Origin of the sequence: Runella sp. SP2, assembly GCF_003711225.1 — a bacterium.
In the GTDB taxonomy this organism is placed as follows: Bacteria; Bacteroidota; Bacteroidia; order Cytophagales; family Spirosomataceae; genus Runella.
On the sequence record NZ_CP031030.1, the window covers coordinates 3810756 to 3823594 of the forward strand.

Sequence of the window (12839 nt, forward strand, 5' to 3'; positions counted from 1 at the left end):
AAATTTTTTATTTTCTCATTACAATTTCACACCGACCGACAGCGCCACACTGCGCCCATCCGAAGGCCAAATACCAGGCCCTGGGTAAAAAGTAGGGCGTTTGGTAAAATAAGAGGCGTTCAAAAGGTTGTTCACACTCAAGCGCACGGTGTATCGCTCGCTGAGTCGAATCGTCGAGTTCCAGTCGATAATGGTATAACTTGGAACCACTCCTTTCGCTCCGTTGGCCGAAGGCTGCACTGTATTGAGGGCGTCGGCAAACGTTTTTGACACATAACTACCCAACAATGTTGTACTCAACCAACGGTGGTTAAACTCAATCCCGTTGCGACTTGTCCACTCAGGCACCGACTCTACGCGGTTTCCCACAATGCTCTGGTTTTCTTTTCCGTTGCTCACTTTTCCTTTTACGTAACGGGCATCAATATAGGCCGTTGACGTAAATACCGACAAGCGGGTACGGCGGTTACGCAAAAACTCGTATTCTAAGTACATCTCAACGCCTTTGTTGAGGTTATCTCCAATGTTGGTACGAAAAATATACGAAGTGCCGTCGGGGTCGCTCAAAATCAGGCTACCAAGGCGATTTTTGTAGCTTAATACAAAGCCAGTGATGTCGTAATGTAGCTTGCCAGTACGGCCGCTCATTCCTACTTCAAGATTGTAACCTTGGGCATCTTTCAGATTTTTGTCAGCCCGCTCTAACACTGAGGCAGGGATAATATCTTTCAAAATCACGGGACGATACGCCTGCGACCAGCCCGCGTAGATGCGGTTTTGTTCGTTCAAACGGTACTGCGTACTAACCCCAAACAACGGAAAGCGGTGCGGAATGCTGTTGGGTACTACCTCAGGCTTGAGATAACGGATGTATCCCGAAAAATCGGTTTGACCACTCTCCAAACGGAAACTTGGCGAGACTGTCCAGCGGCGGGTCAAATACAATAAGTTTTCGGCAAATACTGCAACGTTCTTGGTTTTAAAGTGCATGTCACGTCCCCAGCCGTCGGTGCCTACGAGCGTCAGGTCGTAATCGCTACCTGTGGTACCTTTGCCCATTTGTCGGCGGTTTAGGTCGTTGTTCATCACTTGCACACCTGCGATAAGTACAGAACTCATGCTACCCACTTGATAATCGTGTGATAGTTTAAGTTCAGACGTAAAACTGTTAAACTTGTCAACATCGACTTGGCGGTTTTTGTACTGCAACGTACTGGCTTCGATGGCATCTTTGACCGTGGCAAAAGCATCAATCATCACGCTATTTCGCGCTCCAAGTACCATCGAGTTTACCCATTGCAAACGCGTCCGAGGCGTGATTTCCCAGCGCAACGTGAGCGAAGGCAGGTAGATGTCTGGTTCATAATAATTGCGCGAACGGGTGGACATTCGTGGATTGGCCAAAAACATACTGTCGGTCAGCGGCCCAGGAATTTGATACACATAATCGGTATGTCCTACTTCCGCTTTTAACGACAATTTTGGTATAAAATCGTATTGCAAACCAACGTACTGCGACTCCGATTCGGAACGGCTGTTCTGACGATAACCGTCTGACTTACGGCGGTGGTAATACGCATAATACGTCAGCTTTCCGACTTTTCCACCTATGGCATTGTAAGAACTCAACAAGCCAAAAGAGCCCAACGAACTGATATTTTCAAACCCAAACTTGCGGGTAGTATCAGCTTGCTTACTCACGTAATTGACCATTCCGCCAAACTGCGCTCCGTATTGGAGTGAGCCCGTGCCGCGCACCACCTCAATCCGCTCAAACGATTCGGCAGGGGGATTATAGTGGCTGGCAGGGTAGCCATACATGTCGGTATTGCCAATAACGCCATTGTAACGGACATTAAACTCCCAGCTACGGTGCGGGTCAAGCCCCCGCGTGGCAATGTTTATTTGGTTGCCCGAACCGTCCATGTCATACACAAAAATGCCAGGAATTTTGGCAAAAAGTTGACGAGGATTGCGTTCGGCGATGTTCGCATTTAGTCCCAATAAATGAATCACTTCGCTCTTTTTTCCTGCGGCAATCAGCATTTGATGCACGTCGGGTAAGCGTTCGATTTGGATTCGTTCACGCAGTCCAACCACCTCTACTTCTTTCAAGTTTTGAGTGGTGTCTGGCTTTGTTTTTTGGGAATAAGCCTGTAAGCTAAGGCACAGCCCCAGCCACAGGAATGATGTATTTTTTATCATTCAATAGCTCCCTAATAATTGGTTAGTAAACTTTTTTAGTTGGCACAAAGCCAAAAAATCACGCAAGTTTACCGAACTCGGGAGGGGGCGATAAAAGATAAAAAAAGGAATCTAAAGGTATTTGTGACGAAAAACAATAAACGGATTTAGGTAAATAACCCGCAAAAAGCAACGGAGGCCACGCTAACTCTGCGTTGGATACGTAGGTTTTGGATAATCCCAAAAATAACGCGATTGTCTTTTTCACAGGATTCAGTGGCGCTTTGGACGTAGCATCCAACGACTCCTGAATTTGATTGGAAAGTTCGGTAAAACGCTCGCGGGCGTCGTGGTTGGTTTTCAGGACAATATAAAGCGTATCGTCTTTGTGATACTGCTTCACGATATTATAGAAATCGCCATCTTTACGAATTAGCCCTTCCTGTTCAGCAGGGATTTCTTGGTAAGAAACGTACGGCAATTCTTGAAGAGGTATCTTAATTATATCCCATTGGTCATTTTTGGCGACGGGAGAAGCGCTTTGGTATTCATCTTCAAAACACAACAACGCCACCGACAGCCCAAACATGTGATAGAGCAGTACGATTAATAGACCGATGGAGAGTAGTTTTTTCAATGAAATTGCACAATAACGGGTACAAATTTAAGCTACCAATTATCATGCCAAAAATTATTTATACCTTTTTGTATCGGGATGAAACGTTTTCCAACTGTGCCAATACTCTTGGTACGCATTGGCTCTTTCCAAATCAGGGATACCTTTTCGGTGCGACTTGCCCAGCAAATCATACACACAGCCTCCCTCATCATACAGTGAATCGTTTTTCATACTGAGCTTTTGCCCAGGTGTTGCCCGTTGCAATGCCACAAAACTCTGTTTATCAGACGTAAGCACAAGCGTTACGGGCAAATAACCAATCATATCATTGATAATTTTTTCTTTCTGCAATTGATTCCAATCATACGCTTTTGTTCCTCCATTGACCACCACACCCACTACCCACGATTTGTCTTTCCACGAGCCAAAGTCACGTTTGGTCAATTCTCCTGTCCGTTTGCCCGTTTCGTATTTGCTCAATGAATCATATTTTTCTTGAAATTTCGCATCGGGTTGCATCACCAAAGTCGTTGGGTGCAACTCCATCCATTTCGCCAAAGTAACTTGCATCACAGGAATTTCGGGCAAAAATTTCCCTTTCAGCTCGCCCGCTATCGCCTCCCCGTTGGCCTGCCGCCACCAGCTACCCGTGGTTTTATCTTCAAACATGGCGTTGAAATGATCCATTCCCACCAATCGAAACATTTCCTTTTTGCCGTCCACTAGCGGCTCAAATACCCTACCCGTGCGGCAAACCGTGCAATAAGTCACGATAATAGGTTTTCCTCCCAACGTATCTTGTACTTGGTGGTGATACCCAATGTATTGTATCGGGTACGCCCGCGCTTGCCCATCGACTTCCACCCCTATCACTAGGCGTTCTTTAGCCACTTTATTATCTATTCTATTTTTCAGTGTCAATACTGAAGGCTGATAAAACATCGAATCGGCCGCCATTTTGAAATTTGCAATGTAAACAACCCCTGCCAACACCACAATACTCCCAAGTAAAGCCCCCATTGGGGGTTTGGGGGCTGCCAATAGCATTACCCCAAACAAAGCCCGAAAGACCCACCGCCACGTATGTAAAAAATAGGCCACGTCGATGCTGTTCATGCGTTGGCTGCCTGGCATGGGCATGATGAAATACACGTTGGCGATTTCAAAAAGAATCAGGCCAACAATACCGATGTAAAAAAGTTTTTTCATAAAGATTCTAAGGGTTAGGCACCATCAATTTGTTTGCCGAAATCTCACCGCTCGGAATAGGCCAAATGTAATTGCTGGCCGTGGATAAAACCAATGGGGCTGTCCCGATGCTTCCCGTTTTAGCGGGCAAGGTCAGTCCACGGCGTTGTAAATCATGCAGTCGAAAACCTTCGCCCAGCAATTCGATACGTCTTTCGTTAAAAATAAGGTTGAGTATAGTCGCTTTAGAAGTAAGCTCTGTTTCCGCAAAAATATGACTCGGATTTGACCGATTTCTCACGGCTTTGAGCAAGGCAACTGCCATTGGCAAATCGTTTGTTTGGGCGGCGGCCTCTGCATAGTTGAGCATCACTTCGGCATAACGAATTACAGGTACGTAATCGCGAAACGGCGCCGTAGTGATGTTGAATTTGCGTAATACTTTCTGACCAGCAGTGTTGGTACCAATCAAGCCCGTGCGGGCATCGGCAACATTGGTGAGGGCAGGGTCGCTCACAATCCCTGCCGTTGCCAAAAATAAAATAGGTTGCGATACGTAAGTAAAAGCCAACGAGCTCTGCGACGGGGGTGTTTCGGTGGTAGTGTTGGCAAAGGGAATCGAAAAAATAGCTTCAGTTCCCGTGTAACTACCTCCAAAAACAGCAGCAATGTTGGTTTCCAAACGATGCGTTAGCGAGCCAGTAGTGTATTGAAAAGGAGCGGTTTTAGGCACCAGTTTGGCTGCTTCTTCAGCCACTTTTTGAAATTCGTTTTGTTGCAAAAACACCCTTGTTTTGAGCGCAATCGCCGTACTTTTCTTGGCACGTGCGGTGTTCAACAAAGGCGTTGTATAGGATGCTGGCAAATCGACCTCTGCTTCATTTAAGTCTTTGATAATCTGCGCATAAACATCCGCAACAGAGCTACGCGCCAAGTCGTTGTTACCTTCAGTTGTGATGGCCTTGAGGCGCAGCGGTACACCCAATGCGTTTTTGTCCACGTTATAAGGTTTAGCGTAGGTTTGTATCAACGCCAGATACGACAATGCCCGTACAAACTTAGCTTCTGCCACGTACAGCTTGGCATCAGCCGCTGACACCACAGTGGTACCATTAAGCCGCTCCATAAGTACGTTTGAGGCGTTAATCGCCGAATAGGCCGCTCCCCACACGTTGTTGATAAATTCGTTGGTAGAAGCAACATTCTGGTTCCAAACCGCTGAACCTGTAGCGGCGTTACCATCGTTTTGTCCAAACTCATCGCCGCGCTGCTCGTTAAAAATGATGTATCGCCCCCCGTAAAAAGTCGCGTTTTGGAGTTGACCGTAGAGGTTATTGACCTGCGCCAGTATTTTGCCAGGGGTACTATATGCGGCCTCTTCGGCTACAGTAGTTTTAGGAACGGTATTGAGAAAACCATCATTACAAGCTGTCAAACAGACCGTTGCAAGCGAGAATACAAGTATTTTTGATTTCATTTTGTTCAATATTTGTGTTGTAGAGAGTGGATTTAGCCCCCTCTTACATCGGGGTGACAAAAGCTTTAAAACCCAACATTCAAACCTACCGAAAGCACCTGGGCGTTGGGTGGTACGTTTTGGTCTTTGCCCGAATGAATCGAGTTGCCGTTGATCGATACTTCGGGATCTGAACCACGGTACTTGGTTAGCGTAAACACGTTGGCCGCTTGCGCATATACCCGCGCCGAAGCCACCCTGCCGCGCAGTAGAGTGCTTTTTTGAACAGGAATAGTATATCCCAAAGAAATATTACGTAATTTCAGGTATGCGCCATTTTCTACTTTTGAAGTAGCCGCAAATGAAAAACCCGCCGACACATTGTCGCCATACTGCAGTTTCTGAATCTCAGTTACATCACCTGGCTTTTGCCAACGACTCAAAATGAACGTACCATTGTTAAAATACCGCTGATCAGAGTTGGTAGCGCGGGTACCATTGTAGAGTTTATTGCCCGCAACAAAGTTAAAAATCAAGTTCAAATCAAAGTTTTTATAGCTAAAACTATTGTTGAACCCACCAAACAAGCGCGGTAACGAGGGTCCTTGAATCACCCCATCTTTCAGGTTATCAATGGCTGGAGCTGCGGTACCGTCTTTGTATGTCCACCGTGGCGAACCAATGTGGTTGTACTGCACTTCACGGCCTTCGCTGTTGACAAACACCATCAAACCATTGTCGGGGTTTACGCCCACGGTTGGCACGGCAAAAATTGAACCGATAGAGTAGCCCACCCGCGTCATGTTTTGAACACCAAAAACACTCGGCACATACACATCACTCACGAGCGAAGTGACCTCGTTTTTGAGGGTTGAGAGGTTAAAGCCTGTATTCCATTTAAAATCACGATAATTGGTCACAATGGCACTGATGCCCAACTCAATACCACGGTTATAAAGGCTTCCGACATTGGCATTAATAACGTTGCCTGGGATGCCCGCCGACAATGCCTGCGGTGCTTTCAGAATCAGGCCGTCCACCTCGTTGTTGTAATAATCAAACTCAAACGTAAGGCGGTCGTTGAACATTGAGAAGTTGAGGCCAATGTCTAACTTTTTTGATGTTTCCCAGCGTAGGTTGGGGTTGGCTGCTTGCGAAAATGCCAAGGTGGGCATTCCGCCGTAGGTGTTTGAATTATAAGTGCCAATTGCAGGATAGTCCCCAATTTCACTGTTTCCCACTACCCCATAACTGGCCCTAATTTTGAGGTTATTAACAACGCGTGCTAGCTCACTGTTTTTAAAAAAATCTTCTTCAAAAATATTCCAACCTACCGAGCCTCCTCCAAAATTTCCGTACTTATTACCCGTCGCTAAGGCCGAAAGTCCATCGCGACGAAAGTTGAGACTCAACAAGTATTTTTTCTTGTAATCGTAGGTAATATTGGAAAAATAAGACAACAACGCATTCTCCATCAAGATATTACCACTGGGAGCAATGTTACTAAAACCACCTTGAAAATTGGTATAAGAAGGGTCTGTCACGTTGGTTTGTTGTGCTCCCCAGCCATCGGTAGTCGTTTTAATCACTTCATGGCCGAGCAAAACGGTTATGTTGTGCTTTTCGTTAATGCTGGTGCTATACAACAAGGTATTGACCCAATCGCTACGGTAAAACTTCGTAAAATTGTTGGTAGCGACACCATTAGAAGCAGCCCCTCCTCCGTGAATGGGATTAAGAAATGCCTTATTGGTCACTTGTAGGTTATTAAGCCCGTAGCTAGTTCTAAATTTGAGGTTTTTCAGGATATTCCATTCGCCATAGACATTGCCAATGAGGGTATTGTTTTCCGACGAACTCAAATCCAGCGTTTGCACCATGGCCAAGTTATAGGCATTGATGGTGCCGATTGTACTTGGGTTATTGGCACCATAGCCCACACTAATGCCGTTTTGGATGCTGTATGAGCCATCCGAACGGTAAACAGGCACGTTGGGGGGCAACACGTAGGTCATACGAGCAAGGGGTTCATTGGTGATGTACTGTGAGTTATAGGCCGACGATGACATCGAGTTGCTGGGCACTGCACCCGTATTAGGGCCGACATTGGTGCCATTGCTGTAGGTAATGTTGGCCCCAAATGTGATGGATTTATTGAGTTGGTGACTAAAATTCAACCGCGCTGCCAACCGCTCAAACGTATTGTTTTTGATAAAACTGTTTTGGTGCGTATATCCCGTCGAGAAGAAATAACTCGTCGCATCGTTCGCGCCTGACACGCTGATGTTATGGTTATGAGAAATTCCTGGACGAAACGCCACGTCGTACCAATCCGTATCTACCGTACTCCCATCGTCATTTTTCATCAGGGCATAGCCAGGTGCACGTCCCGAGTTGACCATTGCCTCATTTTTAATCATTGTATATTCCTCTGCCCCAAGCATTTTGGGCATATTGTAAGGCGTGCTACGACTCACCCAAGTATCATAACTGACTTTAGGTTTTCCTTTACGGCCTTTTTTGGTCGTAATCACCATCACGCCATTGGCTGCCCGCGAGCCATAAATAGCCGCTGCCGAGGCATCTTTGAGCACGTCAATCGCTTCAATGTCATTGGGGTTTATATCGGCCAAGGGGTTGTTGCCAATGCCTCCGCCAATGGCCCCCACAAAAACCGTTACCCCATCCACTACCACCAATGGAAACAAACCTGACGTGATGGTATTGATACCACGAATGCGCAACACAGGGGTAGCATTGAGGATGCTCGTAGGCTGAATCAAATCAATGCCCGCCGCTTGTCCACTCAATAGCTGATCAAAACTAACGGCAGGGCGGTTTTGTAGCTGTTTGGCTGCCACGCTCGACACTGCACCAGAAAACTCGCTCCTATTTTGAATCGTATAACCACTCGAAACGACCACTTCGCTCAGGCTCGTCACCGATTCTTGGAGTACAATGGCATTAAATGCCAACGAATTGACCACAATTTCTTTGGCTTCAAAACCAACTGAGCTCACCAATAAACGAAACGGTGGTTTTGGCGCATTGGACAGGGTAAACTCACCTTTGTTGTTGGTCAATACAAAGTCTTTTCCATTCTTTATTTGTACAGTCGCGCTCACCAATGGGTTCCCGCTTTGGGCATCGGTAACAATGCCTTTCAGGGTTGTGTCCTGCGCCAATACACGACCAACGCATAAAAGCATCAGCAATAGGCAGGCTATTTTTTGGGTAAAAAAATGTCTCATACTTAATGATTTGATAATTGGGTGGTACAATGACTTACAAACGCGTGGCGTTCAAATGACAAAACCCAAAGGTGTAATTTGGTCTTGTCTTTTTCATCCAAATGAAAAACTGTTCCGTCAATACCGATTTTGTGATTATCTAAAAAGTTGCCTTTCTCATCAAGCAAAAAAGAATAAAACGGGTTGTCTTTTGTCAAGTGTTGTTGTTGATAGTCAAAGGTTTCGTAAAATGAATGATTGGCTACACCCATAGAAGCGCGGGCGCCATCATTGGCATTTTCAAGCGAAAGTGCAGGTAATTTTGCTGGTTTAAGGCCACCTACGACCAAGCGCGTAATGGTCTCGGCGTCTTTGTTACTCACAAAAACATACTCTATTTCTAAGGCATCTTCTTTGGTAGGCGTTATGATTTGTCTTTCAATCACTTTGGTAAGCGTTCCCAACCGACTTAAATAAGTAACGCGGGGGTCTTTGGTGTCATAAAATCCAGGTTGAGCAAACGTCGCAAACCGTGTGCTATCGCTCAACAAATCGCCCATTTTTGTTACTTTTTTCGGATAGACAATGTTCTTGTATTTGCGCTCCAGTTCGCCCTTCAACGCGTACATTTCATCGTTGCTTGACACAAACGGAACTACTTTTTCGGATTTTACTTCACGTAACAAGCTCAGGTTAATATTTTTTGAAGGTGGGTCAACCCAATTTTCCAGTCCTGCACGGTAGGGTTCTATGCTTAGCTTATTGCGTTTTACAAATAGTTCTTCGTACAAATCTTTCGGAAAATCAAACCAGCATTGCCAATATAATTTATCCTTACCATCGGTATCTTTGGCATAAACCAACATTTCCCAGAGATACGCATTAAGGCAGTTTCGTGCCAAATCCACGCGCGAAATTTGGACTTCAGCTCCAGCTGTTGCCTCAAATTGCCCTACATTAAATTGCACTTGTTGACGATTCCATTCTTGATTTATGAGTCCGATGTACGTCAAATAATCATCTTTTTTAATCCAATCCACCGCAGTCGGCATCCATTCTAAGAGCGGTATGCCTTTGATTTTGATGGTTGGTGTTTCATTTTTTTGGGGAAGTAGCTCAAGGTCAAACTTGTCGTCAGCTTGTCTCTGAATGGCAATCGTTTTGTACAACACTTGTTGCGCCTTGGGGTGTCTGGACGTTAAATTGGGATTATCGGGATATTGTTCATCCGTCATTTCTTTTACAGGCATCTGCCACTTATCTGCTTTATGGCAGGCATTTAACAAACATAAAACAACAAATAGAGGTATAAGGTACTTCATTTCAGTTTGGGTTACTAAATTGGAGGCATTGCTGGAGGATTTTAAAAAGCCCCAATCAAGTAAATTGGGGCTTTCTGTTCACTCCAACCTATGATATAATATTTTCGGAAGTATATTTCCCTTCCGCCGAATATCCTTTTTCAACAACGCGGGTCGCTCTAGCGCGATATACCTCAGGGTTTTGAGGTGCAATTGTCGCCAACCCATCCACGTACCGATTAAACATACAAAAAGCGGCTGCAATGAGTACCGTGTCGTGGATTTCACGGTCGGTGGCACATTGCGCTTTTGCGGCCTCTACTTGTTCGGTCGTAACGTGTTTTCCACCTTTTTGTACGCTACCCGCAATCGCCAACAATGCCTTCATTTTATCCGAAAGTGCGGTTTGCTCGTAATCACATTTTACGGCCTTGACAAACGACCAGTCGTCGTCTCCCAAATACTCACTTGCCACCGCTCCGTGAATGGTTTGGCAGAAAAAACAGTCATTTTGGGATGAAACGAAGGTGGCTATCAATTCACGTTCGCCTCGGCTCAGACCTTCGTCGGTTTGAAGCAGCGCATTGGCCAGTGCATTCATCGGTTCGGCCGTATGTGGGCTAAAATTCATGGGACCTAAAATCCCTGGTAAGTCGTTTTGAAATTGTATATGTGGCATGGCCAGTATTTTATTTAGCGGTTTACAACTTTTAGACCTTATAGGTTTTTGAAGCCTATAAGGTCTAGGCTTGTGGCTTAGGCGGCACATAGCCAAGCGTCCCCATACGTTCACCCATTGGGATATAATCAGCAACATCGGTAGGTGTCACGGTCGCCAAGCCGTCCACGTAGCGATTGAACATGCAAAACGTAGCCGCAATCAGCACCGTGTCATGGATTTCGCGGTCGGTGGCTCCGAGCAGGCGAGCATTCGCTACTATTTCTTCCGAAACGGTGCGGGCGTCTTCTTGAACGCATTTGGCAATGGTCAGCAACGCTTTCATTTTATCCGAAATCGGTGCGGTGTGGTAATCCGCAATGACTGCATCGACGACGTCTTGGTTGCTTTCAAACAGAAAACGGGCAGCAGCAGCGTGGCTGCACGTACAAAACGTACATTGATTGAGCGACGAGGTAAACGTGGCAATCAACTCCGCGTCAGCTTGCGAAAAGGCCGAATCGCCCCTCAAAAGCGCTTCCGCCAGCGCGTACAAAGCCGCCCCCGTATCAGGACGATAAGCCGCCAAACTACGGATTCCAGGAAAACCTTCGGGTAATGAAATATGTGGCATAGATGTATTTTAAGTTAACAAGGGTTGTTTTTTGAATAACTTTTTACGCTTATTTCCGCCAGCGTAACGCGTTGATATTCTGGCCAATTTTAGTCCCTTCTGCGAGGCCAACGTCATTATCATGACGCGTATGAATCCCGCCTTTCAGGCGCGACTCCGCACATTCTTTGGCTGCCTCCCAAAATGAGCGATAGTGGCGTGGCTGAAATTTTACTTCTTTTTCAAGGTACTCGGGCATATAATCTCCCATTGCTAACAAATCTTCATATTTGGCAGGAAGCGGTTTGACTACGTAGTAACGTTTGGGACTGCGCCCCGCATGAGTAGCGTCCGTGAATGAAAAATTTTCGCCGTACATTTCGGTCAAAACAGTAGCCGTGGCTGCCGACTGCACAGCATGACCTGAATAAAACGCAGGGAAAGGTGGCTCTAAAAAGAACGGCAACCAATTAATCATTTCTCCTGGATACCGCTCCTTTTTCCGAAGAGTTTGCCTGATAAACGACGACGGGCGCTGAACCATGTAGGAAAACTTTGCTTTCCAACAACAAATAAACGCATCTGCCACGGCCATCCCGACGCGGGCGTAAGTTTCGGCCGCTTTGATAGCATCAGCGTTGCTGTTCAGAATGGCGATGGTCGCCAAATGATACGAATGCCCTGGGGGTGAGCACGTTTCGGTAGGATCATCGCCCCACCACATGACTATCGCTCGGTCTTCTTCCGTTAGTTTTCTTTTTTGTTCTGCTACTTCGGTATATTGTTTATAATACTCACTGGTGGTGTCTGTTGAATAAACCAAAGGCTCGGGTAAAGGCAATTGGGCATTTTTTGCCGAAAAAGTACGGTTCTGTCCCCACGTTGGGTGCATGGGAATTTTAGAATTTGATTGACCAACGGTAGGCGGCACCCACTTTCCTTGTCCCTCTGGTCGCTTATAATCTTTGGGGAAATTTCTCAAATACCCCTCATGCCCACCGTCTAACTTGGCCCATTCATAGATACGGTTCGCCAACGCCCGACCGTAAGCTACCGAAGCGGCGGCGACCGCAGGCGAAACATTGACAGAGTATTGTTGGTAAATGGCATTTTCCAACGAGTCGATGCCGCTCGTTTTTTGAGCATAGCCATAAAAAGCCTTCACAATCTGCGCTTGGCCCGCATTCAGGGCTAGTTCCCACGAATATTTTTTACTGGGTTTGGCCAGCGACAATGTATCACAAAGCGATTTCGCAATGGAACGATGCGTTGAAGACGCAGGCACCAACGTTTCGTACATCGTAAGCCCAATGTACCCCAATGCCCTGGAGCCATACGTAGGGGTATTGTTTTGCGCTTGCGCCATTATTTGCACGGTCATTTTAGCCCATGCCGTAGGCAGCGAGGCATCTTTTAGGTTGCCTTTATCTCTGTTTTGAGCCTGAAGCAATGGCGTCACTGAAAGGATGATTCCCAAACCCAACCAACTGCTTACTTTCGCTATTGTCTTCCGTTTTTTATCCATTTTTACCAAACGTTCTACTTATTAGGTTTTGATAAAAAACAGGCTTATCAGGCGATAAGCCTGTT

General features: G+C 46.1%; 9 protein-coding genes. All 9 read right to left on the reverse strand.

Features of this window, described 5'->3' with window-relative positions:
- Positions 1-18: 18 nt before the first annotated feature.
- A complete protein-coding gene (locus DTQ70_RS15185; protein ID WP_122931592.1) occupies positions 19-2205 on the reverse strand; it encodes a TonB-dependent receptor domain-containing protein in 2187 nt (728 codons plus the stop codon).
- 58 nt (positions 2206-2263) lie between these two features.
- Positions 2264-2821 (reverse strand): hypothetical protein, encoded by a 558-nt coding sequence (locus DTQ70_RS15190; RefSeq protein ID WP_164490053.1) that lies wholly within the window; start codon positions 2819-2821, stop codon positions 2264-2266.
- A gap of 54 nt (positions 2822-2875) precedes the next feature.
- Entirely contained in the window at positions 2876-4012 is a 1137-nt protein-coding gene (locus tag DTQ70_RS15195; RefSeq protein WP_122931594.1) for a DUF3179 domain-containing (seleno)protein, read from the reverse strand.
- A 7-nt stretch (positions 4013-4019) separates the two neighbouring features.
- A complete protein-coding gene (locus DTQ70_RS15200; RefSeq protein ID WP_122931595.1) occupies positions 4020-5468 on the reverse strand; it encodes a RagB/SusD family nutrient uptake outer membrane protein in 1449 nt (482 codons plus the stop codon).
- 65 nt (positions 5469-5533) lie between these two features.
- Positions 5534-8698, reverse strand: coding sequence for a SusC/RagA family TonB-linked outer membrane protein (locus DTQ70_RS15205; protein WP_122931596.1), 3165 nt, complete (start codon positions 8696-8698; stop codon positions 5534-5536).
- A gap of 2 nt (positions 8699-8700) precedes the next feature.
- On the reverse strand, positions 8701-9999 hold the full coding sequence (locus tag DTQ70_RS15210) for a hypothetical protein (protein ID WP_164490054.1): 1299 nt from the start codon (positions 9997-9999) through the stop codon (positions 8701-8703).
- A gap of 88 nt (positions 10000-10087) precedes the next feature.
- On the reverse strand, positions 10088-10657 hold the full coding sequence (locus DTQ70_RS15215) for a carboxymuconolactone decarboxylase family protein (protein ID WP_122931598.1): 570 nt from the start codon (positions 10655-10657) through the stop codon (positions 10088-10090).
- A gap of 64 nt (positions 10658-10721) precedes the next feature.
- A complete protein-coding gene (locus DTQ70_RS15220; RefSeq protein WP_122931599.1) occupies positions 10722-11270 on the reverse strand; it encodes a carboxymuconolactone decarboxylase family protein in 549 nt (182 codons plus the stop codon).
- 49 nt (positions 11271-11319) lie between these two features.
- Complete coding sequence (locus DTQ70_RS15225) at positions 11320-12774, reverse strand: vanadium-dependent haloperoxidase (protein WP_122931600.1); 1455 nt, start codon at positions 12772-12774, stop codon at positions 11320-11322.
- Positions 12775-12839 lie beyond the last annotated feature (65 nt).